Source organism: Limnohabitans sp. JirII-31, assembly GCF_002778315.1.
In the GTDB taxonomy this organism is placed as follows: domain Bacteria; phylum Pseudomonadota; class Gammaproteobacteria; order Burkholderiales; family Burkholderiaceae_C; genus Limnohabitans.
In genome coordinates this window covers 239,394-263,382 of the sequence record NZ_NESA01000003.1, presented here as the reverse complement: position 1 = coordinate 263,382, position 23,989 = coordinate 239,394, and the positions used below count along the sequence as shown (strand labels likewise).

General features: G+C 58.7%; 23 protein-coding genes. 14 read left to right on the top strand and 9 right to left on the bottom strand.

Translation table 11 applies throughout. The annotated features are described in order from the left end of the window. Nucleotides 1-104 precede the first annotated feature (104 nt). From B9Z41_RS06335 to B9Z41_RS06320, 4 genes are read left to right on the top strand one after another with little or no spacing between them, the layout of a single operon-like run. Nucleotides 105-968, top strand: a complete 864-nt coding sequence (locus B9Z41_RS06335) for a class II aldolase/adducin family protein (protein WP_100146197.1) — start codon at nucleotides 105-107, stop codon at nucleotides 966-968. A 26-nt stretch (nucleotides 969-994) separates the two neighbouring features. Then, complete coding sequence (locus tag B9Z41_RS06330; RefSeq protein WP_100146196.1) at nucleotides 995-2,548, top strand: Rieske 2Fe-2S domain-containing protein; 1,554 nt, start codon at nucleotides 995-997, stop codon at nucleotides 2,546-2,548. Between the two features lie 2 nt (nucleotides 2,549-2,550). Beyond that, nucleotides 2,551-3,528, top strand: coding sequence for a PDR/VanB family oxidoreductase (locus B9Z41_RS06325; protein WP_100146195.1), 978 nt, complete (start codon nucleotides 2,551-2,553; stop codon nucleotides 3,526-3,528). 37 nt (nucleotides 3,529-3,565) lie between these two features. Beyond that, nucleotides 3,566-4,918 (top strand): NAD(P)H-dependent oxidoreductase, encoded by a 1,353-nt coding sequence (locus B9Z41_RS06320; RefSeq protein ID WP_100146194.1) that lies wholly within the window; start codon nucleotides 3,566-3,568, stop codon nucleotides 4,916-4,918. Between the two features lie 74 nt (nucleotides 4,919-4,992). Here B9Z41_RS06320 and B9Z41_RS06315 read toward each other — a convergent pair whose 3' ends face one another. After that, nucleotides 4,993-5,340: a hypothetical protein gene (locus B9Z41_RS06315; protein ID WP_100146193.1), complete on the bottom strand. Its 348-nt coding sequence runs from the start codon at nucleotides 5,338-5,340 to the stop codon at nucleotides 4,993-4,995. 118 nt (nucleotides 5,341-5,458) lie between these two features. Beyond that, nucleotides 5,459-6,931 (bottom strand): NAD-dependent succinate-semialdehyde dehydrogenase, encoded by a 1,473-nt coding sequence (locus B9Z41_RS06310; protein ID WP_199172948.1) that lies wholly within the window; start codon nucleotides 6,929-6,931, stop codon nucleotides 5,459-5,461. Between the two features lie 85 nt (nucleotides 6,932-7,016). Between B9Z41_RS06310 and alaS the strand changes: the two genes are divergently transcribed. From alaS to B9Z41_RS06295, 3 genes are all read left to right on the top strand, one after another. Next, nucleotides 7,017-9,641: an alanine--tRNA ligase gene (gene alaS / locus B9Z41_RS06305; protein ID WP_100146192.1), complete on the top strand. Its 2,625-nt coding sequence runs from the start codon at nucleotides 7,017-7,019 to the stop codon at nucleotides 9,639-9,641. Next, on the top strand, nucleotides 9,641-10,186 hold the full coding sequence (locus B9Z41_RS06300) for a TlpA disulfide reductase family protein (RefSeq protein ID WP_100146191.1): 546 nt from the start codon (nucleotides 9,641-9,643) through the stop codon (nucleotides 10,184-10,186). Before alaS ends, B9Z41_RS06300 begins: the two co-directional genes overlap by 1 nt. Before the next feature lie 113 nt (nucleotides 10,187-10,299). Beyond that, the gene (locus B9Z41_RS06295; RefSeq protein ID WP_100146190.1) at nucleotides 10,300-11,442 is read left to right on the top strand and encodes a transglutaminase-like domain-containing protein; all 1,143 of its coding nucleotides are present in this window, start codon (nucleotides 10,300-10,302) and stop codon (nucleotides 11,440-11,442) included. A gap of 39 nt (nucleotides 11,443-11,481) precedes the next feature. On the opposite strand, the gene B9Z41_RS06290 is transcribed toward B9Z41_RS06295, so the two are convergent. Together B9Z41_RS06290 and trmB are read right to left on the bottom strand one after the other, a co-directional pair. Continuing rightward, the gene (locus B9Z41_RS06290) at nucleotides 11,482-12,402 is read right to left on the bottom strand and encodes a pseudouridine synthase (RefSeq protein ID WP_100146189.1); all 921 of its coding nucleotides are present in this window, start codon (nucleotides 12,400-12,402) and stop codon (nucleotides 11,482-11,484) included. 21 nt (nucleotides 12,403-12,423) lie between these two features. Next, a complete protein-coding gene (trmB, locus tag B9Z41_RS06285; protein WP_100146188.1) occupies nucleotides 12,424-13,134 on the bottom strand; it encodes a tRNA (guanosine(46)-N7)-methyltransferase TrmB in 711 nt (236 codons plus the stop codon). Nucleotides 13,135-13,227: 93 nt separating this feature from the next. Between trmB and B9Z41_RS06280 the strand changes: the two genes are divergently transcribed. Then, on the top strand, nucleotides 13,228-13,605 hold the full coding sequence (locus B9Z41_RS06280; RefSeq protein ID WP_100146187.1) for a nuclear transport factor 2 family protein: 378 nt from the start codon (nucleotides 13,228-13,230) through the stop codon (nucleotides 13,603-13,605). After that, the gene (locus tag B9Z41_RS06275) at nucleotides 13,530-13,991 is read left to right on the top strand and encodes a Fic family protein (RefSeq protein WP_369823294.1); all 462 of its coding nucleotides are present in this window, start codon (nucleotides 13,530-13,532) and stop codon (nucleotides 13,989-13,991) included. Before B9Z41_RS06280 ends, B9Z41_RS06275 begins: the two co-directional genes overlap by 76 nt. Here the strand turns inward: B9Z41_RS06275 and B9Z41_RS17130 are convergent. The 4 genes from B9Z41_RS17130 to B9Z41_RS06260 form a co-directional block, all read right to left on the bottom strand. Next, complete coding sequence (locus tag B9Z41_RS17130) at nucleotides 13,975-14,139, bottom strand: hypothetical protein (RefSeq protein ID WP_199172947.1); 165 nt, start codon at nucleotides 14,137-14,139, stop codon at nucleotides 13,975-13,977. The genes B9Z41_RS06275 and B9Z41_RS17130 overlap by 17 nt on opposite strands. Nucleotides 14,140-14,201: 62 nt before the next feature. Further along, on the bottom strand, nucleotides 14,202-15,104 hold the full coding sequence (gene gluQRS, locus B9Z41_RS06270) for a tRNA glutamyl-Q(34) synthetase GluQRS (protein ID WP_100146185.1): 903 nt from the start codon (nucleotides 15,102-15,104) through the stop codon (nucleotides 14,202-14,204). Further along, nucleotides 15,105-16,175, bottom strand: a complete 1,071-nt coding sequence (locus B9Z41_RS06265; RefSeq protein WP_108300450.1) for an NAD(P)/FAD-dependent oxidoreductase — start codon at nucleotides 16,173-16,175, stop codon at nucleotides 15,105-15,107. A gap of 9 nt (nucleotides 16,176-16,184) precedes the next feature. After that, on the bottom strand, nucleotides 16,185-17,162 hold the full coding sequence (locus B9Z41_RS06260) for a LysR family transcriptional regulator (protein ID WP_100146184.1): 978 nt from the start codon (nucleotides 17,160-17,162) through the stop codon (nucleotides 16,185-16,187). Nucleotides 17,163-17,268: 106 nt separating this feature from the next. Between B9Z41_RS06260 and B9Z41_RS06255 the strand changes: the two genes are divergently transcribed. The 4 genes from B9Z41_RS06255 to B9Z41_RS06240 are packed head-to-tail and all read left to right on the top strand — an operon-like array spanning nucleotide 17,269 to nucleotide 19,727. Then, on the top strand, nucleotides 17,269-17,964 hold the full coding sequence (locus B9Z41_RS06255; RefSeq protein WP_100146183.1) for a pirin family protein: 696 nt from the start codon (nucleotides 17,269-17,271) through the stop codon (nucleotides 17,962-17,964). Between the two features lie 38 nt (nucleotides 17,965-18,002). Beyond that, nucleotides 18,003-18,404, top strand: a complete 402-nt coding sequence (locus B9Z41_RS06250) for a DoxX family protein (RefSeq protein WP_100146182.1) — start codon at nucleotides 18,003-18,005, stop codon at nucleotides 18,402-18,404. 55 nt (nucleotides 18,405-18,459) lie between these two features. Next, on the top strand, nucleotides 18,460-18,993 hold the full coding sequence (locus B9Z41_RS06245) for a flavodoxin family protein (protein WP_100146181.1): 534 nt from the start codon (nucleotides 18,460-18,462) through the stop codon (nucleotides 18,991-18,993). Nucleotides 18,994-19,031: 38 nt separating this feature from the next. Continuing rightward, nucleotides 19,032-19,727 (top strand): DUF599 domain-containing protein, encoded by a 696-nt coding sequence (locus tag B9Z41_RS06240; protein WP_100146180.1) that lies wholly within the window; start codon nucleotides 19,032-19,034, stop codon nucleotides 19,725-19,727. A gap of 12 nt (nucleotides 19,728-19,739) precedes the next feature. On the opposite strand, the gene B9Z41_RS06235 is transcribed toward B9Z41_RS06240, so the two are convergent. After that, entirely contained in the window at nucleotides 19,740-20,474 is a 735-nt protein-coding gene (locus B9Z41_RS06235; RefSeq protein ID WP_100146179.1) for a sulfurtransferase, read from the bottom strand. 52 nt (nucleotides 20,475-20,526) lie between these two features. Between B9Z41_RS06235 and dnaE the strand changes: the two genes are divergently transcribed. Beyond that, entirely contained in the window at nucleotides 20,527-23,988 is a 3,462-nt protein-coding gene (dnaE, locus tag B9Z41_RS06230; protein WP_100146178.1) for a DNA polymerase III subunit alpha, read from the top strand. The last annotated feature ends 1 nt before the right edge of the window (nucleotide 23,989 follow it).

Here is a 23,989-nt window from a genome sequence, read left to right as displayed (position 1 = left end):
AATTTTAGATGAGCCGTGTTCATGTTTTTGTGAATAATCATCGCTTGTCAATCATGCATTCAGACGTCACCATTCGCAGCTTCTTTCTGCCGCTAAGGAAAACCATGTCTGCTGTGCTTGATGATCAAAAACAAACCTCTTACACGTCTGCGCCTTTGAGCTTGAGCGACAAGCGGGTGTCGATTTACCAACCCGAGCAAGAGGGTTTGATTTTTCCGCAAGTGCCTGTGTTCAAAACCCATGCCCAAGCGCGTCAACATGGCAAAGAGCGCTTGGTGGCGGCTTGCCGCGCCTTTGCGCTGGAAGGTTTTGATTACGGGTTTGCGGGTCACCTGACCTTCCGCGACCCAGAGCGTCCCCATTTGTATTGGACCAACCCGATGGCGGTGCATTTCAATCAAGTGAAAGTGTCTAACCTGATCTTGGCCGACCACAACGGTCAGGTGGTGGAGGGCCAACACGCCATCAACCGTGCCGGTTTTGTGTTGCATGCGGCGGTGCACGAAGCACACCCCGAGATTGTGGCCATGTGCCACGCGCACACGGTGTACGGCACCGCGTTTGCCTCACTGGGGCGTCCGTTGGAGCCTATTTCGCAAGATGCAGCAGCTTTCTTTGAAGACCATGTGGTCATCAGCGAAGAGGCGGGCCAAGTGGCGGTGGAAGTCAAAGGCGGGCACAAAGTGGCCAATGCTTTCAAAGGTGTGAAAGCCGCCATCCACCAAAACCACGGTTTGTTGACGGCGAGCCGCCACAGCATTGAAGCAGCCGCTTTCTGGTTCATTGCCTTGGAGCGTTGCTGCAAGCAGCAAATGGCCGTGGAGGCCACAGGCATTAAGCCGCGTTTGGTGTCCCCCGAGCGATCACGCTACAGCCGTGAACACGTGGGCAGCGAATACATTGGTTGGCTGCATTTCCAGCCGATCTGGGAACACCTGTTGGCGACCCAACCTGACATGCTCCAGTGATTGAAGAGACAAAAAAGAGGCCTGATATGAAAAAAGAAGAGCAAATGGACAAAGCCAAGAGCGCAAGCGCTGCATCGGCTCCGGTGAAAAAACTCATCCCTTATGGCGGCTATTACGCCAAGCAAACACTGGCCCATGATCCCGAGCTGACCGAGACCGGTCCTGGCACGCCCGCGGGTGAGTATTTCCGTCGCTTTTGGCACCCGGTCTGCATGTCGATGGAGCTGACCGACACGCCACGCTTCTTGAAAATCTTGAACGAAGAGCTGGTCGCTTTCCGTGACAAGAGTGGCCGTGTGGGCGTGCTGCATGCGCATTGCGTGCACCGCGGTGCGTCGCTGGAGTACGGTGCCATTCAAGAGCGCGGCATCATGTGCTGCTACCACGGCATGGTGTTTGACGTGGACGGCACCTGCTTGCATGTGCCGTATCCAAAGGGCGAAGAAAAAGAAGCCGAGCGCTTTGCGTGCACCATCCGCCAAGGGGCTTACAAAGCCCTAGAGCGCAATGGCTTGGTGTTTGCCTACATGGGCCCACCCGAAGAAGAGCCGCCATTCCCCGAGTGGGAATCTGACTTCACCGTGGCCCCGGGCGACGAGCTGGTGCCCTACAGCAACTTCCAGCATTGCAACTGGCTGCAAGTGCAAGACAACGCGGCGGACAACTACCACACGGCAGCGCTGCATGCGGCGTCCAGCGTGGTGGACGGACACTTCCAAGGCACGACCTTCAACGAAGTGGGCGCTGCCTCGATGGAGGTGGCACCCGACATGTTGTTTGTTCCGATTCACGAAGGTCGTGGCCTGGCCTGTGCCGGTGCGCGTCGATCGGACGATCAGCACATGTTTGTGCGTGTGCAACACCAGGTGTTGCCTAACCTGAGCCTGCACGCCTACACCTCAGAAGATGGCTTGAAGAAAAAACTCTTCAGCCGCTTCAACATCGTGCGCTGGACCGTGCCGGTGGACGATGTCAACAGCAAGATGATTGGCTGGCGCGTGTTGGGCCCCACCATCGACACACGCGGTGTGGGCGACAAGAACATGGTGGGCTATGAGGCCATCGACTTCTTGGAAGGCCAAGTGGCCATGCGTCGCCCCGAGCGCTTTGGCAAGTACAAGCTCGAAGACATGCCGCCGATCCCCTCCAACCACCGCGAGCGCGCCAATTACAAAGACGCCCAGTACGCACCGGGTGACTACGAGGCCATCATCAGCCAGCGTCCCATTGCCGTGCACGCGTTGGAGAACCCCACCAAGTTTGATGCGGGTTTGTACATGTTCCGCAAGCTGTTGCGCGATGCCATCCGTGGCAGCAACCCAGGGGCCAGTGCCGAACGTTTTGCCCAATGGCTCAAAGACAGCAACGGCGCGCCCAACAGCTTTTGCTCGGGCAACGTCTTCCACCTGCCACTGGCCAAGACGGTGGAAGAAGAGGTGGCACAGCGCCGCATGCTGTCCAAGCAGGTGATTGCCATCTTGAACGAGAGCGACAAGATGTCTGGCCCAGCGCGCACCGAGTTTGTGAAGACCCGCTTTGAAGAGCTGGAGCAAACCGTGAAGAAGACTTACCACGCGTGACCATGACCGATTCATCGAACCCTTCCACACTGCACCTTCAAATCAAACAAATTCGATGGGAAGCGACAGACATCTACGCGTTTGAACTGGTGCACCCACAGGGCCAGGCGCTGCCAGCGTTCAGCGCTGGGGCGCACATCGATGTGCACATTGGCGATGGCTTGATTCGCCAATACAGCCTCAGCAACGACCCGCAAGAAACCCATCGCTATGTGATTGGCGTCTTGCGTGATGAGGCGGGGCGTGGTGGTTCGCGCACCTTCACGGGCAATGCCCGTGTAGGGCAACTGCTCAAAGTCAGCGTGCCGCGCAACAACTTTGCCTTGGCCGCCAACGCACAGCACACGGTATTGCTGGCAGGCGGCATTGGCATCACGCCCTTGAAGTCGATGGCACATGCCTTGTCGCATGCAGGGGCTTCTTTTGCCTTGCATTACTGCGTGCGCAGCGATGACCGAATTGCGTTCAAGGACGAGTTGGCCGCTCTGCCGGGCACGCAGTGTCATGTGGATGGGGGCGACCCCAGCCAAGGGCTTGACATCGCTGCCTTGCTGCAAACGCCGCAAGAGGGCAAGCATGTGTATTTCTGTGGCCCACCCGGGTTCATGAAAGCCTGCAAGGCAGCCACCGCGCATTGGCCTACAGAGCTGGTTCATTCAGAGCACTTTCAAGCGCCAGTGGCCGATGCGCTGGCAAGCCCCAATCAGGCCGCAGGTGATGGCAGCTTTGTGGCGCAAATTGCCAGCACTGGGCAGACCATTGCGGTGGCGGCACACCAATCGTTGGTGGAGGCTTTGGCGGGCGAGGGCATTGAGATTGCCACCTCTTGCATCTCTGGCTTATGTGGCACCTGCAAGGTTGGCTATGTGTCGGGCGATGTGGAGCACAACGACCACATCTTGGGTGCCGATGAACAAAGCCAATGTTTGACGGCGTGCGTCTCGCGTGCTCGATCCGGCATTTTGGTGTTGGATCTTTGAGGCCCAACCATTCGCAATTGTTTTCAGGAGTTTGTTTATGTCATTGATTCAGCAACTCAAGGCCCGTGCCGCGGATCACAAACCGGTGCGCGTGGCCATCATTGGTGCTGGCAAATTCGGTTCCATGTATTTGTCGCAAGTGCCACGCACGCCCGGCATTCACCTAGTGGCCGTGATCGATTTGTCGCCCGACCGCGCCAAAGCATCGTTGGCTCGTGTGGGTTGGTCAGAAGCTCAATACAGCGCCAAGTCTTTGGCCGAAGCCAGCAAGACGGGCGCCACCTTCATCACGGATGACGCGCAGGCTGTGATTGCCAGCGACCACATCGACATGGTGATCGACTCCACGGGCAGCCCTGCCGCAGGCGTGCACCACGCGTTGCTGTGCTGTGAGTACCGCAAGCACATCATCATGGTCAACGTCGAGGCCGATGTGCTGGCGGGCCCCTTGCTCGCGCGTCGGGCCGCACAGGCCGGCATCATTTACTCCATGGCCTCGGGCGACCAACCTGCCTTGATTGCCGAGTTGGTGGACTGGGCGCGCACCATTGGCCTGGAGGTGGTGTGTGCGGGCAAAGGCACCAAGTACCTGCCCATCTACCACCAGTCCACACCCGAGACGGTGTGGGGGCACTATGGCTTCAGCGAAGAACAGGTGGCCGGGGGCGACTTCAATGCCCAGATGTTCAACTCGTTTCTGGACGGCACCAAGTCGGCGTTGGAAATGGCCGCCGTGGCCAATGGTTGCGACTTGTTGCCACCCAGTGACGGCTTGCTGTTTCCGCCCTGTGGCGTGGACGACTTGCCGCACATCTTGCGACCCGTGAGCGACGGCGGCATCTTGGCCCAAAAAGGCACGGTGGAGGTGGTGTCTTCGATTGAGCGCGACGGTCGCCCGGTGTTTCGCGACTTGCGCTGGGGCGTGTACGCCGTGTTCGAGGCACCCAGCCCCTACGTGATGGACTGCTTTGCGCAATACGGCTTGAAGACCGACAGCACGGGCCGCTACGCGGCGATGTACAAGCCCTATCACCTGATTGGTTTGGAGCTGGGTATTTCGGTGGCCAGCATCGCCCTGCGCGGCGAAGCCACCGGGGCAACGGGGGATTGGCGAGGCGATGTGGTGGCCACGGCCAAGCGTGCACTCAAAGCAGGTGAGACCTTGGACGGCGAGGGCGGCTTCACCGTCTACGGCAAGGTCATTCCTGCGGCAGACTCTTTGCGCTTGGGCGGATTGCCCATTGGTTTGGCGCACCACATGGTGCTCAAGCGCGACATGGCTGCCGGGCAAGTGGTGTCTTGGAACGATGTGGACTTTGATACCAGCAAACAAGTGGTCAAAGTGCGCCGCGAGATGGAAGACATGTTCCGTCGTGAGTGGAAGCTTTGACACGCTGTTGAGGCTGCGCCCATGAAAAAGGGCCACGCATTGCGTGGCCCTTTTTTTATGATGCAAGCCGGTTTTTAGGCCTGGCTCAAGGCCTGACGCATGGCCTGGCTGATGTTCTCAAAATAATCGTGGGCTGCCTGCGTCGGCACCAAGTATTTGGTGCGGCGATTTTTGCCTTCAAACACGGTATCAATCATGCCCAGCTCGCGCAGCTGATCGAGTTTTCGGTGGATGGTGGCAGGCGACGCAATGATTGCCAGGCCCATGGCATCGGTCACGGTCAGAGGCTTTTCTTGTGCATGCCGAACGGCAATGACTTCGAGCAATTTCTTGGCATCCAAGTCCATGGCTGGCGCGTTTTTGCCACCTTCCAAGGCATGGATGAGGTTCAAAAATCGCAGATAGATTTGTTTGGTAGGCATGCAGAAAATATCATTTATTACAGAAACGTGATGCTCACTATTATAAGCAATCTGTAATTTTGTATACGGAAACCTTGTCTCTAAAACAGATGTTTAGAGGCCTACGTAAATACTCTATTTATTTTGCGATGTCACCAATGCACAGGTATTTCAACTCTAGATATTCGTCCATGCCGTGGTGCGAGCCTTCGCGTCCCAAGCCCGACTGTTTGACGCCACCAAAGGGCACATGTTCGGTGGCGATGATGCCCACGTTGATACCTACCATGCCGTACTCCAGCGCTTCGCTGACGCGGAAAATACGCCCCACATCGCGGCTGTAAAAGTAGCTGGCCAAACCAAACTCGGTGTGGTTGGCCGCATCGATGGCTTCTTGTTCGTGCTTGAAGCGAAACACGGGCGCAAAGGGGCCAAAGGTTTCTTCTTTGGCGCACAGCATGTCGGCGCGGGCTTCGGCGATCACGGTGGGTTGAAAGAACTGACCGTCCATCTTGTGGCCCCCTGTGAGCAGCTTGCCGCCTTTGCTGAGAGCGTCGCGCACATGGCGCTCTACTTTTTCAATGGCTGCGGGTTCGATCAGCGGGCCCTGCATGACGCCCTCGTCAAAACCGTTGCCGACCTTGAGTGCTTTGACTTTGTGGGCGAACTTTTGCACAAACTCGTCGTACACCGCGTCTTGCACATAGATGCGGTTGGCGCACACGCAGGTTTGGCCTGCGTTGCGGTATTTGCTGGCCATGGCACCTTCCACGGCGCTGTCGATGTCGGCGTCGTCAAACACGATGAAGGGTGCATTGCCGCCCAATTCGAGGGCGAGTTTTTTGACGCTGGGCGCAGACTGCGCCATCAAGATGCGGCCCACTTCGGTGGAGCCCGTGAAACTGAGGTGGCGCACCACATCGCTGTCACACAACACCTTGCCTATGGCCACGCTGTTGCTGCTGTCAGCGGTCAACACATTCAGCACGCCCGCAGGAATGCCCGCGCGCAGGGCCAACTCGGCGGCAGCCAGAGCGGTGAGGGGCGTGAGCTCGGCGGGCTTGATGACCACAGGGCAACCCGCGGCCAGCGCAGGGGCCACCTTGCGGGTGATCATGGCGAGCGGAAAGTTCCACGGCGTGATGGCGGCGCACACACCAATGGGCTGGCGCAGCACCATCAGTCGGCGGTTGTTGTCGAACTGGGGCAGGGTTTCGCCGTTGACGCGCTTGGCCTCTTCGGCATACCACTCGACAAAGCTGGCACCGTAGGTCACTTCGCCTTTCGCTTCAGCAAAGGGCTTACCTTGTTCGGCGGTCATCAGGCGGCCCAGGTCGTCGACGTTGGCCATCAACAAATCAAACCACTTGCGCAAGATGATGCTGCGCTCTTTGCCCGTTTTGCTGCGCCAGGCAGGCCAGGCGGCATTGGCGGCTGCAATGGCCGCTTGGGCCTCAGCCGTGCCCAGGTTGGCCACATCAACCAGCTTTTCGCCTGTGGCTGGGTCGTGCACATCAAAACGGCTGCTGCCTTGCACCCATTGCCCGTTGATCAGGGCATCGGTTTTGAGCAGCGTGGGGTCGTTGAGCCGTGAGAGCGGGGTGATCTTCATGGGCAGGTCTCCAAACAAGGGTTCAAGCATAGCGTGTGCATTGGGGGCGCTGCGTTTGGCAGATGCCCAAACCTATAATTTGAGGATGACTACCCCCCAATTCACCGTCGCGGACATTCGCAAAACCTTTCTGGATTTTTTCGCCTCCAAAGGCCATACCGTGGTGGCTTCGAGCCCCTTGGTGCCAGGCAATGACCCCACCTTGATGTTCACCAACTCAGGCATGGTGCAGTTCAAAGACGTGTTTTTGGGCACCGACAAACGCTCTTACGTGCGTGCTGCTTCGGTGCAGGCGTGTCTCCGGGCCGGTGGCAAACACAACGACCTGGAAAACGTGGGCTACACCGCCCGTCACCACACCTTCTTTGAAATGCTGGGCAATTGGAGCTTTGGCGACTACTTCAAGCGTGAATCGCTCAAATGGGCCTGGGAGTTGTTGACCGAGGTCTACAAGCTGCCCGCAGATCGTTTGTTGGCCACGGTGTACCAAGAAGACGACGAGGCCTACGACATTTGGACGAAAGAAATTGGTCTGCCCCCTGAGCGCGTGATTCGCATCGGCGACAACAAGGGCGGGCGCTACAAGAGCGACAACTTTTGGATGATGGCCGACACCGGACCGTGTGGCCCTTGCTCAGAAATCTTCTATGACCACGGCGACCACATCCCCGGCGGCCCACCCGGCAGCCCCGACGAAGACGGCGACCGCTTCATCGAGATCTGGAACAACGTGTTCATGCAGTTCAACATGGCCGAAGACGGCTCGGTCACCCGCTTGCCCGCACCGTGCGTAGACACCGGCATGGGCTTGGAACGCTTGGCGGCCATCTTGCAGCACGTGCACAGCAACTACGAAATCGACATCTTTGACGCGCTCATCAAAGCCGCCTCGCGCGAAACAGGCTGCCAAGACCTGGGCCACAAGAGCTTGCGCGTGATTGCCGACCACATCCGCGCCACCGCCTTCTTGGTGAGCGACGGCGTGGTGCCCAGCAACGAAGGGCGTGGCTATGTGCAGCGCCGCATCATCCGCCGTGCCATTCGCCACGGGTATTTGCTGGGCCAGAAAAAACCGTTCTTCCACAAGCTCGTGCCAGACCTCGTCCAGCTCATGGGCGCGGCCTATCCCAACATGGCGTCGCAAGCAGAGCGCATCACTGACGTGCTCCGTGTGGAAGAAGAGCGCTTCTTTGAAACGCTCGAAATCGGCATGCAGATTTTGGATGCAGCCTTGGACGGTGGCGTCAAAGAGTTGCCCGGTGAAGTGGCCTTCAAGCTGCATGACACCTATGGTTTTCCACTCGACTTGTCGGCTGACGTGTGCCGCGAGCGCGGTCTGAGCGTGGACGAAGCCGGTTTTCACACCGCGATGGAAAAGCAAAAGAACCAGGCCCGTGCCGCAGGCAAATTCAAGATGGACAAGGCCTTGGAGTACACGGGTGCGGGCAACACCTTTGTGGGCTACGACGACCTCAAGACAGAAGCCCAAGTGGTGGCGGTGTACCTGGACGGCACCTCGGTGGCCGAACTCAAGCACGGCCAAAGCGGCGTGGTGGTGTTGAACACCACCCCGTTCTACGCCGAGAGCGGCGGCCAAGTCGGCGACGAGGGGCAGTTGCGCAGCGGCTCGGCCTTGTTTGCGGTGGCCGACACCCAAAAAATCAAAGCCGACGTGTTTGGCCACCACGGAACCTTGACCCAAGGCACCTTGGCCGTGGGCGACCATGTGCAGGCCGAGGTGAACACCGCAGCCCGCGCCGCCACGGTGCGCAACCACTCGGCCACGCACTTGATGCACAAGGCCTTGCGCGAAGTGCTGGGTGACCATGTGCAGCAAAAAGGCAGCTTGGTGAATGCCGAGCGCACGCGGTTTGACTTTGCCCACAACGCGCCCGTGACGGACGCGCAAGTGCGCGAGATCGAAGCCCGTGTGAACGCCGAGATCTTGGCCAATGCCGCTGCGCTTGCGCGCGTGATGGACATCGAGTCAGCCCAAAAAACCGGCGCCATGATGTTGTTTGGCGAGAAGTACGGCGAGACCGTGCGCGTGCTCGACATCGGCTCCAGCCGCGAGCTGTGCGGGGGCACCCACGTCAAAGCCACGGGCGACATTGGCTTGTTCAAAGTGGTGGGCGAGAGCGGTGTGGCCGCCGGTGTGCGCCGCATCGAAGCGGTGACGGGCCAGAACGCTTTGCACTATTTGCAAACCCTGGAAGACACCGTGGCCCATGCCGCTGGCGCACTCAAAGCGCCTACGGCGGAACTCAACCACCGCATTGGTCAGGTGCTGGACCAAGTCAAGTCGCTGGAAAAAGAACTGTCGTCCCTCAAAGGCAAGTTGGCATCGTTCCAAGGCGACGAGTTGATGACGCAGGCCGTGGACATCAAAGGCGTCAAGGTGTTGGCCGCCAAACTCGAAGGGGCCGATGCCAAGACCTTGCGTGACACCGTGGACAAGCTCAAAGACAAGCTCAAAACAGCCGCCATCGTGCTGGCCTCGGTCGATGGCGAGAAAGTGCACCTCAGCGCTGGCGTCACCGCCGACACCATGGGCCGTGTCAAAGCAGGCGAGCTGGTGAACTTTGTGGCCCAGCAAGTGGGCGGCAAGGGCGGTGGCAAGCCCGACATGGCCATGGCCGGTGGCACCCAGCCCGCAGGCGTGGACAAGGCCTTGGCCAGCGTGCAGGCCTGGGTGGCTGAACGTCTTTGATGGGTGACTTGATGCGCTGGCTGCCAGCGGTGCTGCTGGCTTTGAGTTTTCAGCCAGCGCTTGCGCAGTTTGACAAGTCGGCTTGGCCGGCTCACACCGCAACGCCCTTGCTGGAAGTGGTGGACATGCAAGGCAAGGTCTGGTCCAAAGCCGACTTGCTGGGCCACACGGTGGTGCTGAACTTTTGGGCTACCTGGTGTGCGCCCTGCAAAGAAGAGTTGCCGACCTTGCAAACCCTGCACGACATCAGCGACAGCAGCACCTTGGTGCTGAGCGTGAATGTGCGCGAGCCTGCGTTGCGCGTGGCACGTTACGTTCAAGCCACCGGACTGACTTTTCCGGTCATGCTCGACCCCAAAGGCGATTTGGCCAAACGCTGGGGTGTGACGGTGTTTCCCACCACTGTGCTGATCGGCCCCGATGGACAAGCCCGCTGGCGCGTGATGGGCGATGTGGACTGGAGCGGGCGTGAGGCGCAGACTTGGCTGACCCAATTGGCGCAAGTGCCTCGCCTTCAGGCACCTGCCTCGGTCCCCAAGCGATAATCCACCCGCTCTTGCGCGGTTGTGCAGAGTGACCTGCCTTCGGGGCATTGGTGCAGCAGCGATTGCACCTCGTGTGTGCCGACAGGTCTTCATCCTATTTCGGAGATCTCTTCATGACCCCCGTGCGTCGTTCCCTTCTTAAGGGGGCCGCTGCGTTGGCCACCCTTGCCGGTGTGCCCAGCTTTGTGCGTGCCCAAACCACTTCCCCTGCCACTTCTCCTATCACTACCGAGCGCCGCTTTGCGCCCCAAGCGGGCCAGTGGCGTACCTTTGAGGTGACCACTCGTGTGGACGTTGCCGAAGCCAAAGGCCCCACGCGTGTGTGGCTGCCCGTGCCGAGCATCAACTCCGACTGGCAGCGTTCGCTGGAGAGCAGCTTTGCCAGCAACGGCACCTCGCGCATGACCAGCGATGGCGCTGAAGGCGCGCGCATGCTCTACACCGAGTTTTCAGCCAATGTGGGCAAGCCGTTTGTGGAAATCACCAGCCGCGTGCAAACGCAAAACCGCCAAGTCAATTTAGACCTTGCCGCAAGCCCAGCCTTCACCCGTGAAGACGCAGGCACGCAGCGTTTCTACACCCGTGCCACGCACTTGCTGCCGACCGACGGCATTGTGCGCACCACCGCGCTCGCAGCCACCCAAGGTGCCCACACCGATGTGCAAAAAGCCCGCGCCATCTACAACTGGGTGGTGGCCAATGCGTGGCGCGAACCCAAGGTGCGCGGTTGCGGCGAGGGCGACATCAAAGCCATGCTGGAGACCGGTAATCTGGGCGGTAAATGCGCCGACATCAACGCCTTGTTTGTGGGGCTGTGCCGCTCGGTGGGCGTGCCTGCGCGCGACGTGTATGGCATTCGTTTGGTGCCTTCGGCTTTTGGCTACAAAGAGCTTTCGGGCAACCCCACCAGCTTGAAAGGTGCGCAGCACTGCCGTGCCGAGGTGTACTTGCAAGCCCATGGTTGGGTGGCGATGGACCCAGCCGATGTGGCCAAGGTCATGCGCCTGGAAACGCCCGAGTGGATCAAACGCACCGACAACCCGGTGGTCAAACCCGTCTACAGCACCTTGTTTGGCGGCTGGGAAGGCAACTGGTTGGGCTGGAACACGGCCCACGACGTGGCCCTGCCGGGCAGCCAGGAAGACCGCTTGGGCTTTTTGATGTACCCGGTGGCAGAGACCGCCGACGGTCGCCTGGACTCTTACGCGCCAGACAGCTTCAAGTACCAAATCACCGCCCGCGAAATCGGCGTCTGATTCGGAGCCTGATTCGCAGCGCTGATGGCGCGTGCTGGATCAGACCGCCATGCGCAAGCTTTGCCCGCTGGTGAAGCTGCGCTGCTTGCCCGTGACGGGGTCGGTGAAGGTCAGGCTGCGCGCCAACAGTTGCAGTGGCTGGCTGAAGTCTTCGGCTGCGCCCGCGTTGCGCAGCACCTGCGGGTAGAACTGATCACCCTCAATGGGCAAACCGAGTGCTTGCATGTGGATGCGCAGTTGGTGGCGCTTGCCTGTGACGGGCTCTAGGCGGTACAGCGCGCTGTTGCCTTGCACCTGGAGCAGCGACAGCGTGGTTTCGCTGTTGGGTGTGCCCTCTATTTCCTCGGAGCGAAAAAACTGTGTGGTGCAGGCTTCGATGCGGCTGCGACGTGTCAGTGGCAGCGTCAACTCGGCGCGGTAAGGCGCGACGGCTTCGTACACCTTGTGCACCTGCCGCTCCCGAAACAAGGCTTGGTAAGCGTTGCGGTCTTGTGGGCGCACACACAACAGCACCAGGCCTGCGGTTTCGCGGTCGATGCGGTGCACGGGGCTCAAGCTGTCGATGCCCAGCTGGCGCTTCAAGCGCACCAGCAAACTCTGGCGCACATACTGCCCGCCCGGTGTGACGGGCATGAAGTGGGGCTTGTCGGCCACCACCAAGTGATCGTCTTGAAACACGATGCGCTCTTGCACCGGCAAATCAGGCTCATCGGCAATGTGTCGGTAGTAGAACAAGCGGGTGCCGCTGGCATAAGGCTGTTCGGCGTGTACCGCGTGTCCGTGTTCGTCCAGCACTTCGCCATTGGCCAAGCGCTTGGACCATTCCAGTCGAGGTACGGTGGGTAAACGCTCCGCCAAAAAGTCCAACACCGTGGCCCAGGGCCCGGGGGGTAAGGCGACACAACTCGGGCTCACGCCGTCGCGGGTGGGGATGGTGCGCACGCTGGGTGGGCGAGCCATGGCGACCAACCGGTGCGGCGCTCAGACTTTGGTGAACACCAAGTCCCACACACCGTGGCCGAGCTTGAGGCCTCGGTTTTCAAACTTGGTGAGCGGGCGGTAGCTGGGCTTGGGGGCAAAGCCGCTGGCATCGGTGGCTGTGTTTTTCAGCAAAGGTTCTGCGCTCACCACTTGCAGCATTTGTTCGGCATAGGGTTCCCAGTCGGTGGCCAAGTGCAAATAGCCACCGGGCTTGATGTGGTGGGCCAGTCGGTTCACAAATGGGCTTTGGATCAAACGGCGTTTGTGATGGCGGCTTTTGTGCCAGGGGTCAGGAAAGAAAATATGCACGCCGTCCAGGCTGTTGTCGCCCAGCATGTGGTCCATCACCTCTATCGCATCATGTTGCACGATGCGGATGTTGCCAATGCCTTCTTCGCCGCAGCGCTTGAGCAAGGCACCCACGCCCGGCGCATGCACTTCGCAACACAAAAAATTGTCATCAGGTCGAGTCTGTGCAATTTTGGCGGTGGCGTCGCCCATACCAAAACCAATCTCCAAAATCAGCGGGGCAGCGCGGCCAAACGTAGCGGTGGCATCGAGACGTTCGGGCTGGTAAGGCACCAAAAATTGTGGACCGAATTGATCGAAGGCACGGGTCTGACCGGGCCCCATGCGCCCTGCGCGCAGCACATAGGTTTTGATGACGCGCATGAAGGGGGCGTCGGGCTGTGGGGTATCGGGCGTGGTCATGGCGGAACGTGTTTGATCGAAACGCAGATTATCGTGGGTACGTGGCTTATGCTCATATCACTCAAGCCTCTAAAACTGTTGGAGCGATGTTTGATGCAAGAAGTAACTGAATTTTTTCAACGCTACCAGTCTTTGTTTGACCAACAAAACTGGACAGCATTTGCTGCGCTTTTTCATGAGCCCGCGCTCAGCGTTCGTGGGGATGGATCGGTCATGACCATCGCCACGCATGCAGAGGGTGCGCGCTTGTATGCAGCAGTGGCACAAACTTGGCGAAGCGAAGGCTATGCTCGGTTTGAGATGCAGGACTTTGATATCTTGCGCATGGGCTGCGATAGCTGCTTGGTGTCGTTTGACTGGCTCATGCTGCGTGAGGACGGATCACTCGTTCGGCGTTGGCGACAGTCGTACCAGCTGATACAGCTTCCCCAAGGCTGGCGGGTGTTGTCATCGACGTTTCACCGAGGATAGGCACTGATAATCATCGGCTATGGCCATTAAAAAATCCGACCTGTATTCCTCCCTTTGGGCCTCTTGCGACGCATTGTTTGGCGCTCCATACACCGTGTAGCCAACTTTCGGAAGACGAGTTAGTGATGTCCATCGCAGTGACGCATGTGGAGTTCATCCTTATTCACCCATTTCGCGAGGGCAACGGCCGTTTGTCGCGCTTGTTGGCTGATGTGATGGCCGTGCAGGCCGACCATGGGCCGCTAGATTACAGCGCTTGGGAACTTCGCAAGACGGATTACATCAACGCGATTCACGCTGGTTTTTCTGGAAACTACGAGCCAATGTGCGAGTTTGTACGCGCGGCGATGGTTGCGGGTGACGACAACCTTAACGAGCCAGCTTGATGTGCGCAAAACGGTTTTGGGGGGGGCGTAGTTTTTGTTCTAGCTGCGCAATGTTTTGACCTGTTTCCACAGCGGTGGAGCTAGCCACAGCACGCATCACAGCCTTTAGGCTCGGCTGTTTGTGTTTGAGTGCGGTGGTTTTGATCATGTTGCAGCGTTGTATGGTGAACGTTTAAATTTTACCGAAGTTGAATCAAAAATTAAATGCTTTTACCTTTGGGGTACGAAGCTTGGCGAGAGTGAGGCTTGCGTCCACTGACGTAAAGCGTCTTCTATAGAGCTTGTGCAGGCCGCAAGACCCAGCACTTGCGCCGCTGCATTCAAGGCCGCCAGTGGATCATGCAAGTCCAAAGCTTGCGCCCCGTTTTGTTTGCTCAATTTCTCACCGTTCTCACCCAACACCAAGGGCGTGTGCAGGTAGCTGGGTGTGGGCAAGCCCAAGGCCTGTTGCAGCACGATTTGGCGGGCGGTGTTGTCGGTGAGGTCTGCACCACGCACGATGTGGCTGATGCCTTGCGCGCCATCGTCCACCACCACGGCGAGTTGGTAGGCCCACAGGCCATCGGCACGACGCAGCACGAAGTCGCCCACCTCTTGCGCCACGTCTTGGTTTTGAGGGCCCAATGCACGGTCTTGCCAGGTCAAGGGCACGGTGAGTTTCAAGTCGTCGATCACGCGCTGCACATTCAAGCGCCAGGCGCGTGCGGCTTTGCCGTTCAGGCCGTGGCGACAAGTACCGGGGTAGACGGCAGCTGCGTGACGTTGGCGTGCGTGGCCTTGCAGGGCCTGGGCGGTTTCAATGTCTTTGCGTGAACAGCCACAGGGGTAAGCCCAGCCTTGGGCCATGAGGTGGTTCAGCGCCGTTTGGTAGGCGTCATCGCGCGTGGATTGCCACAACACCGGTCCATCGGACACCAAGCCGCAGCGCACCAGTTGTTGCAAGATGAGCTGGTCGACACCAGGTATGCAGCGCGGTGTGTCCACGTCCTCGATGCGCACCTGCCATTGCCCGCCGTGTGCGCGTGCGTCGAGCCAACTGGCCAGGGCAGCAACCAACGAGCCCGCATGCAGCGGGCCCGTGGGAGAGGGAGCGAAACGACCGATGTAGGGCAATTACAAACGGTGTGCCGATTGACACACGGTCAAAGCCAACTCCAGGCCCGACACAAAGGCGTCTTCAACGCGGTGGCCCAAGTGCCAGTCGCCACAGGTGCCCAGGCCTGTGCCTGCGTGGTACTGGTGGGACACACCCAACGGCACCAAGGTTTGGGCATAGCGCCAACGGTGGACTTCGGCATGGCTGGGCTCTGCGCGGATGCCTGTGAGTTCAGAGAACGCACGCAAGAGTTTGGCTTGCACGCGGGGTGCATCGTCTTCCAGGTGCTCTTGCGACCAGGTGGCACTGGCCTGTACGGTCCAGCGCTCGATCTTGCTGCGTTTGGGTTTGGACGATTCACGCGCCAACCAAGCCACACGGTGGTGGGTGCTGCGCGCGGCGTTCCACTGCGGCCCCAGGTGGGGCAGGTTGGGTTGGCTCGCGTTGGGGAAGGCCAGCATCAGCGTCCAGCAAGGAGCCACTTGCACCTTGGCCATGGCTTCCATGAAGTGCGTCTTGGCGACAGCGCTGCCTGAGTTGCGCAACAGCTGTTGGGCTTGCACCGATGGCATGGCCAACAACACACGGTCGTAGCCGCTGTGCTTTTCTGCCACGTCTTTGCCCGTGCTGCTGTTGAGGCTGTGCACGGTCCACTGACCTTTGGCGTTGCGTTCCAGGCGTTGCACTTGGTTTTGAAAATGCAAGGCATTGCCCAGCGGTTGTGCCCAGTGGCGCACCAGCGCGTTCATGCCTGGGCTGGCTACAAAGTGGGCTTCTTTGGTGGGGCGTGCGGCTTCAAACACATGGCCCAGTGGGTCGAGCACGCGCACGGCGTTGGCGCTCCAGGGGCGGCAAATTTCCGTGGTGCCGGGCACGGTTTGCAGCGCCAACGAAAAACGGGCGTCGCGCACAGTGAAGTACTGCGTGCCATGGTCGAAGTTGCCAAACGCGCTGTCACGGGTGGACATGCGTCCGCCCGCGCCGTGGCTTTTTTCAAACACATGCACCTGGTGTCCTGCTTGGGTCAGGGTGCGTGCGGCGGTGATGCCGGCCATGCCGGCGCCGATGATGGCGATGTGAAGTGTCATAGCTGCACTCTACACGCTGCGAGAGGCTTTTGGACGTCGGGGGTTCACCAACAAGGCAGCACGCGTGGCCGGGCTCTTGAGTTGCTTGAGCCACCACTGCAAGGCGCGCCCGCCGCGTTCGCCTTCGCTGCCATCGGGAATGCGCCAGGCGTAGCTGAGTTGCGCTTCGCGTCGTGGGCGCTCGACCTCGCGCACTTGAAGGCGTCCGGCATCGATCAAGGGCTGGGCCAGAGACTCGGGGACAAAACCCACGCCCAAACCGCGCACCTGGGCGTCAATCTTGGCGATCATGTTGGGGACGGTGAATACGTCTTGCCCTGGCAGCAAGCCAATCGTCATGCCGCTGCCGCGTTGCACCGAGTCGGCCACGGCCACCGCGCGGTGTTGGCCAATCAGCACATCGCTCAAGGGCTCCGGGGCTTTTGCCAGCGGATGCTGTGGACACACGGCAAAGACAAAACGCATTGGGCCCAGAAGGTGGCTGTGGATGCCCGCTGCAGTGCCGCTGCCGCCGGGGTTGCCGGGAATGCCAAGGGCCAAGTCCGCTTGGCCGTTGGTCAGTGCCTCCAGGGTGCCGGTGAGGGTTTCGTCGCGCAGCTTCAAGCGGGTAGGGGGTGATTGCGCCAAGAAGGCTTCGCACAGCTCCATCACGGTGATGCGATCGATGATGCCGTCCACTGCAATGGTGAACTGACTCTCCCAACCTGTGGCCACGCGGCGCACGCGGTTGGCAATGGCGTCCATGTCGGCCAACAGTCGCTCACCCTCACGCATCAGTTCATGGCCTGCGGCGGTGAGTTTGGCGTGGCGTGAACTGCGGTCAAACAGCAGCACATCCAGCGCGTCTTCGATTTGGCGCACACGGTAGGTGAGAGCGCTGGGCACCAGGCCGAGGCCTCGCGCTGCGGCGGCAAAGCTGCCTGCTTTTTCAATGGCGTGGAGCATGGCCAGCGAATCTGGGGTCAGGACGTCACGGGGAGAGGGCATGGGGTTGGGCCTGATCGTTCAAATTATTTGAATGATGCCATCAAATGAGATGCACTTGCCAGGTGTTGGTCAGGCCTACAGTTCAGGTCACAGGAGAAATCAAACCATGCTGACCCTTCGCAAATCCCAAGATCGCGGCTACGCCGACCACGGCTGGTTGCGCTCGTTCCACAGTTTTTCATTCGCCAATTACCATGATCCCGAGTTCATGGGCTGGGGCAATTTGCGTGTGATCAATGAAGACCGCATTGCACCCGGCACGGGTTTTGGCACCCATGGCCATCGTGACATGGAAATCATCAGCTACGTGCTCAGCGGTGAGTTGGCGCACAAAGACAACATGGGCAATGTCAAAGGCATTCCACCGGGCGACGTGCAGCGCATGAGCGCAGGCAGTGGCGTGATGCACAGCGAGTTCAATCACGCGCCTGAGCAAACCACCCATTTCTTTCAAATTTGGATCGAACCCAATGTACGCGGCATTGCACCGAGTTACGAGCAGCACACAGTGCCACCCGCCAGCAAACGCGGTGCCTTGAGCCGCATTGCCGGGCCAGAGGGTGCCTTGGTCAAGATCCACGCCGATGCCGCCTTGTACGCCGGTTTGTTTGACGGTGCCGAAACCGCAACGCTGGTGTTGGCCCCTCATCGCAAAGGTTATGTCCATCTGGTGCGCGGCAGCGTACACGTCAACGGCGTGGCATTGAATGCTGGCGACGCCGCCATGCTGGATGGCGAATCGAACATCACCCTGAATCAGGGAACAGAAGCCGAGGTGCTGGTCTTTGACCTGGCATCTTGATTTTTTATTTTTCACTTCTCTTCTTAAAGGAAATTTTCATGAACAACGTTCTCAATCTCGTCGGTCGTTTGCTGTTTGTTGCTTTGTTTTTGCCCGCAGGTTTGTCCAAACTCACGGGCTTCGAAGGCACTGTGGGTTACATCGCTTCGGTCGGTTTGCCCTTGCCTCAGGTCGGTGCGGCTTTGGCCCTGGCGGTCGAAATTGTGGGCTCTGTGGCACTGATCGTGGGCTTCCAAACCCGCATTGCAGCGGCAGTGCTGGCCTTGTTTACTTTGGTCGCGACGTTCTTCTTCCACGCTTTCTGGGCGGCTGCGCCTGACCAAGCTTTTGTGCAGCAATTGTTGTTCTTCAAGAACGTGGCTGTTGTCGGTGGCTTGTTGGTGTTGGCTTCTGCGGGTGCCGGTGCTTTCAGCCTGGACGCCAAAAAGGCCGCGGAATAATTCGTACCGACAAAACATAGTCACTCTTTTTCTTTCGTTTACTTAGGACCCTCTCATGACAAAAACTGTTGTTGTTTTCCATTCCGGTTACGGCCATACCCAGCGCGTGGCTCAATTTGTGGCCGAAGGTGCCAAAGCGGATCTGATCACCATCGACGCCGATGGCAATTTGAGCGATGCCGACTGGGCGGTGGTGGATGCGGCTGACGCCATCATCTTTGGCTCGCCCACCTACATGGGTATGGCGTCATGGCAGTTCAAGAAGTTTGCTGACGCAACGTCTAAGCGTTGGTTCACCAGTGCTTGGAAAGACAAAGTGGCGGGTGGCTTCACCATCTCGGCCAGCCCAAGCGGCGACAAGTTGTCGACCATTCAGTACTTCATCACCTTGGCCATGCAAAACGGCATGATCTGGGTGGGTCAACCCGCACTGAACGATGGCAACATCAACCGCATCGGTTCTAACTCGGGTTTGATGGCGCAAGTTGGCCCCACCAGCCCCGCAGCCGACATTCCCCAAGGTGACTTGGACACCGCCAAAGCCTATGGCGAACGTGTGGCCCAAGTGGCTGCCAAGTTGCGCGGCTGAGTGTTTGAAGAGGGGAGGATTGGGGTTAGCATGATTCCATGAAAATCATTCAACTCCTCCCCTGGGCCGATTGGTTTGCACTCGGATTTTTTGTGGTGCTGTGGGCGGGCTACGCGTTGTTTGCCAAGCACTGGAGCGATGATCAAACTTCTATCCTCGTCCTGACGAATCGTTACCGTCATCTGTGGATGCTCCAGGCCACAGCGCGTGATCCACGCATGCTCGACGGCATCATCACGCAAAGCCTGTCGGCCACCCCTTCGTTTTTTTGCTCCACCACCATTTTGATTTTGGGTGGTTTGTTTGCTTTGTTAGGCACCACCGACAAAGCCGCAGAACTGGTGCGCGAGATACCGTTTGCCGAACAAACCCCCACCTTGGTGTTTGAGTTCAAGATCTTGGTGTTGGTGGTGATTTTTGTGTACGCGTTTTTCCGCTTTTCGTGGTCAATGCGTCAATACACGTTTGTCTCGTTGTTGATCGGCTCAATGCCACCTGCCAAAGACTTTGAGCAAGGGCTGGCTGATCCGGTGGTGTTTGCCAACCGGGCTGCTGCCATGACGGGCTTGGCCGCAGAAACATTCAATGGTGGCTTACGAGCCTATTATTTTTCATTCGCCGCCATGGGCTGGTTTTTTTCACCGTTGATTTTTGTGTTGACCACCATGCTGGTGGTGGCCATCTTGTACACCCGCGAGTTCCGCTCAGACGTGCTGCATTTGTTGCAGGCGTGACTGCCCAGGTGTTTATTTGACGGCACTCAAGTCAGGTGCCAGGGCTTCGCGCTCATCGAACACAAAGCAACCTCCGTTGTAGTGCGCGTCGCCCACTTCTTCAAAGTATTTGAGAATGCCGCCTTCGAGCTGGTAGACGTGTTCCAGACCGGCGTTGCGCATGTAGATGGCGGCCTTTTCGCAGCGAATTCCACCGGTGCAAAAGCTGATCACGGTTTTGTCTTGCAGCGCCGCTTTGTGCGCTTGCACAGCATCTGGGAATTCGGTGAATTTGGACAAACCCCAGTTGAGGGTGTTGTCAAACGTGCCGTGGTCAATTTCAAATTGGTTGCGTGTGTCCAGTGTCACCACTGCGCGGCCTTCGTCGTCATGGCCTTGGTCGAGCCAGCGTTTGGCAGTGGCCGGTGTGACCGCAGGAGCGCGGCTTTGTTCGGGGCGGATGCTGGGGTGGTTCATGCGAATGATCTCGCGCTTGACCTTGACCAGCATTTTGCGAAAGGGCTGTGTGGCTGACCAACTCTCTTTGGGGTTGAGATCTGCCAGGCGCGGGTCTAGGCGCAGCCAGTCCAAAAAACCGCGCACGCTTTCAGCAGAGCCCGCCAGAAAAAAGTTGATGCCTTCTTCGGCAATCAAAATCGTGCCTTTGAGTTGACGCGCGAGCGCTTGGTCAAGACAAGGTTGGTGCAAGTCGGCCGCGTCGGGCATGGCGACAAACTTGTAGCAAGAAATATTCAAAATCGTGTTCACCCAACGATTTTAAAGAGGTCGTGCGGTCGTTTGAATCCCTACAATCTGCGGCATGTTTGTTCACCTGCGCCTTCACACCGAGTTTTCTGTCGTCGATGGAACCAACCGCATTGACGAGATCGTGAAGGCTGCCGCGGCCGATGAGCAGCCAGCCTTGGCCATCACCGATCTCAACAACCTGTACGGTGCCATCAAGTTCTACAAAGAGACGCGTGGCAAAGGCGTCAAGCCCTTGGTGGGGGCAGAAATTTTTCTGGAAAGCCTGACCCAAGACGCAGCGCAGACCTCGCGCATGATTTTGTTGGTGCAAAACCACCAAGGCTATTTGAATCTGTGCGAATTGATCAGCCGTGGCTGGACGCAAAACGTCATCAAGGCGGTGGGTGTCATCAAACTGGAATGGCTCAAGGAGCTGTCGCAAGGCTTGATTGCCTTGTCAGGCGCCCAGGCGGGTGCATTGGGCCAGGCCTTGGTGCAAGGCGACACCACGCGGGCCAGCGAAGTGGCTTTGCAGTTGGCGGGTATTTTTCCGCACCGCTTTTATGTGGAGTTGCAACGCGCCGGGCGGCCCGAAGACGAAGCCCATGTGCTGGCCGCGGTGCAGTTGGCTGCGCGCTTGAGCTTGCCAGTGGTGGCCACGCATCCGGTGCAGTTCACCTTGCCTGACGACTACGAGGCTCATGAGGCGCGGGTGTGTATTTCTGAGGGCGAGATTTTGGGCAACCAGCGTCGTGTGCGACGCTTCACCCGCGATCAGTACTTCAAGTCATCGGCTGAAATGCAGGCCTTGTTTGCCGATGTGCCCTCGGCCTTGGCCAACACGGTGGAGATCGCGCGCCGCTGCAACCTCACCTTGTCGCTGGGCAAGCCGCAGTTGCCTAATTACCCCACGCCCAACGGCATGCCGATTGACGAGTATTTCCGTTTTGCCTCGCACGAAGGGCTGGAAGAACGCTTGGCCCATCTGTACCCTGATGTGGGTGTGCGAGACAAAGAGCGCCCACGTTATGTGGAGCGCTTGGAGTTCGAAATCGGCACGATTTTGAAGATGGGCTTTCCGGGCTACTTTTTGATCGTGGGCGATTTCATCAACTGGGCCAAGAAAAACGGCTGTCCCGTAGGGCCGGGCCGTGGTTCGGGTGCCGGGTCGTTGGTTGCGTATGCCCTCAAGATCACCGACTTGGACCCGCTGCAATACAACTTGCTGTTCGAGCGGTTCTTGAACCCTGAACGGGTGTCAATGCCCGACTTTGACATTGACTTTTGCCAGACCAACCGCGACCGCGTGATTGACTATGTGAAAGACAAGTACGGTCGTGATGCGGTGAGCCAGATTGCCACTTTCGGCACCATGGCCGCACGTGCGGCCATCCGTGATGTGGGACGTGTGCTGGATATGAGCTACACCTTTTGCGACGGCATCAGCAAACTCATTCCGAACAAACCGGGTCAGCACATCACGATCGCAGGGGCCATTGAGGCCGAGCCCATCTTGGCCGAGCGTCTGGACAAAGAAGACGAAGTCAAAACTTTGCTGGCGTTGGCGCAAAAACTTGAAGGGATGACCCGCAACGTGGGCATGCATGCTGGGGGTGTATTGATTGCGCCGGGCAAGCTGACAGATTTTTGTCCGCTGTACCAGCAGCCTGGCAGTGACTCGGCGGTGAGCCAGTACGACAAAGACGATGTGGAAGCCGCTGGCTTGGTGAAGTTCGACTTTTTGGGCTTGGCCACGCTGACCATCTTGGAGATTGCGCGCGACTTCATCATCCAACGCCACAAAGGCCAAGAAAACTTCGCGTTTGAGAACATTCCACTCAACGACGCGGCGACGTACCGCTTGTTCCAAGACGGCAAAACCGAAGCCGTCTTTCAGTTTGAAAGTCGTGGCATGCAAGGCATGTTGCGCGACGCGCGCCCGACGCGCCTGGAAGACCTGATCGCGCTCAACGCCTTGTACCGCCCAGGCCCGATGGACCTGATCCCGAGCTTTGTGGCGCGCAAGCACGGGCGCGAAGAGATCGAGTACCCGCACCCTTTGGTGTCTGAGATGTTGTCGGAGACCTACGGCATCATGGTCTACCAAGAGCAGGTGATGCAGACCGCGCAGATCTTGGGTGGCTATTCACTGGGCGGCGCCGACTTGTTGCGCCGTGCGATGGGTAAGAAGAAGGCCGAAGAGATGGCCGAGCACCGCGAAATCTTCCGCGCCGGTGCAGCCAAGAACAATATTCCCCAAGAAAAAGCCGACGAGATTTTCGACTTGATGGAGAAGTTCGCGGGCTACGGCTTCAACAAGTCGCACGCTGCTGCTTACTCGCTGCTGGCCTATCACACGGGTTGGCTGAAGGTGCATTACACGGCCGAGTTTTTCTGCGCCAACATGACGGTGGAGATGGACGACACCGACAAGCTCAAGGTCTTGTTTGAAGATGCGCAGAAGATGGGCTTGTCGTTCGAGTCGCCCGACGTCAACCGCGGTGTCTACCGGTTTGAACCGATTTCAGACAAAGTGATTCGTTATGGCCTGGGAGCCATCAAGGGTTCGGGCCAGCAAGCGATCGAGGCCATCGTGGCCGCACGCGAGGCCGAGGGGCCTTTCACGAGCTTGTTCGATTTTTGCCGCCGTGTGGACCGCAGCCGCCTGAACAAGCGCACGGTGGAGGCGTTGATCAAAGCCGGTGCGTTTGATAACTTGCATTTGAACCGTGCGGCCCTGCTGGCCAGCGTGGAACGCGCGTTTGACTTTGCCAGTGCCAGCGAGGCCAATGCCAATCAGGGAGGCTTGTTTGACATGATGGGTGAGGACACCCACGGTTCGAGCACGCAAGAGCCCGATTTGGTGGAGACCTTGCCATGGGGCGTCAAAGAGCGTTTGACACACGAGAAAGTGGCTTTGGGTTTTTACATCTCAGGCCACTTGTTTGACGAAGTGGAGCGTGAGGTGCGCCAGTTTGCCAAGCAGCGCATTGAAAACCTGATGGATTCACGTGAGCCACAGTTGTTGGCGGGCATTGTGAGTGACATGCGGGTGATCAATGGCCAGCGCGGCAAGTTGGCCATCTTCAAGCTCGACGACAAGTCGGCGGTGATTGAAGCCACGGCCGACGAGGCCACCATCAACACCTACCGCAATACCTTGAAAGACGATGAGTTGGTGATTGTCATGGGCAAGGCCACGCCAGATCGTTTCTCGGGCGGCTTGCGGTTTTCGATCACCCAGGTGTGGGATTTGGCGCAGGCCCGTTGCCGCTTTGGCAAATACCTGCGCGTGTTGGTCAACGGCACGGCCCCCGACATTGCCCGTTTGCTGCGTGAGCACCCCGCCAAGGTGGAGCAATCGGAGCAGGGCGAGTTGGTGCGTGGCATGGGTGTACGCTTGCGGCTGTTGCGCGAGGGCGCCAAGGCCGAGATACAACTTGGCGACAACGCCAAATTTTTCCCCAGCGATGCGGCACTGGCCAGCTGGATGGCTCAGGCCCACCAGGGTCAGGCCCAAATCGTTTACGAGTGAC

Bases quoted from the DNA above. Each gene is read 5' to 3' on its own strand.
- B9Z41_RS06300 (WP_100146191.1), top strand. From the start codon at position 9,641: ATGGGTGACTTGATGCGCTGGCTGCCAGCGGTGCTGCTGGCTTTGAGT.
- B9Z41_RS06310 (WP_199172948.1), bottom strand. From the start codon at position 6,931: ATGAAGATCACCCCGCTCTCACGGCTCAACGACCCCACGCTGCTCAAA.
- B9Z41_RS06330 (WP_100146196.1), top strand. From the start codon at position 995: ATGAAAAAAGAAGAGCAAATGGACAAAGCCAAGAGCGCAAGCGCTGCA.
- B9Z41_RS06280 (WP_100146187.1), top strand. From the start codon at position 13,228: ATGCAAGAAGTAACTGAATTTTTTCAACGCTACCAGTCTTTGTTTGAC.
- B9Z41_RS06325 (WP_100146195.1), top strand. From the start codon at position 2,551: ATGACCGATTCATCGAACCCTTCCACACTGCACCTTCAAATCAAACAA.
- B9Z41_RS06290 (WP_100146189.1), bottom strand. From the start codon at position 12,402: ATGGCTCGCCCACCCAGCGTGCGCACCATCCCCACCCGCGACGGCGTG.
- B9Z41_RS06315 (WP_100146193.1), bottom strand. From the start codon at position 5,340: ATGCCTACCAAACAAATCTATCTGCGATTTTTGAACCTCATCCATGCC.
- B9Z41_RS06240 (WP_100146180.1), top strand. From the start codon at position 19,032: ATGAAAATCATTCAACTCCTCCCCTGGGCCGATTGGTTTGCACTCGGA.
- B9Z41_RS17130 (WP_199172947.1), bottom strand. From the start codon at position 14,139: ATGATCAAAACCACCGCACTCAAACACAAACAGCCGAGCCTAAAGGCT.
- alaS (WP_100146192.1), top strand. From the start codon at position 7,017: ATGACTACCCCCCAATTCACCGTCGCGGACATTCGCAAAACCTTTCTG.
- B9Z41_RS06265 (WP_108300450.1), bottom strand. From the start codon at position 16,175: ATGACACTTCACATCGCCATCATCGGCGCCGGCATGGCCGGCATCACC.
- B9Z41_RS06335 (WP_100146197.1), top strand. From the start codon at position 105: ATGTCTGCTGTGCTTGATGATCAAAAACAAACCTCTTACACGTCTGCG.
- B9Z41_RS06260 (WP_100146184.1), bottom strand. From the start codon at position 17,162: ATGCCCTCTCCCCGTGACGTCCTGACCCCAGATTCGCTGGCCATGCTC.
- B9Z41_RS06320 (WP_100146194.1), top strand. From the start codon at position 3,566: ATGTCATTGATTCAGCAACTCAAGGCCCGTGCCGCGGATCACAAACCG.
- B9Z41_RS06250 (WP_100146182.1), top strand. From the start codon at position 18,003: ATGAACAACGTTCTCAATCTCGTCGGTCGTTTGCTGTTTGTTGCTTTG.
- dnaE (WP_100146178.1), top strand. From the start codon at position 20,527: ATGTTTGTTCACCTGCGCCTTCACACCGAGTTTTCTGTCGTCGATGGA.
- trmB (WP_100146188.1), bottom strand. From the start codon at position 13,134: ATGACCACGCCCGATACCCCACAGCCCGACGCCCCCTTCATGCGCGTC.
- B9Z41_RS06245 (WP_100146181.1), top strand. From the start codon at position 18,460: ATGACAAAAACTGTTGTTGTTTTCCATTCCGGTTACGGCCATACCCAG.
- B9Z41_RS06295 (WP_100146190.1), top strand. From the start codon at position 10,300: ATGACCCCCGTGCGTCGTTCCCTTCTTAAGGGGGCCGCTGCGTTGGCC.
- B9Z41_RS06255 (WP_100146183.1), top strand. From the start codon at position 17,269: ATGCTGACCCTTCGCAAATCCCAAGATCGCGGCTACGCCGACCACGGC.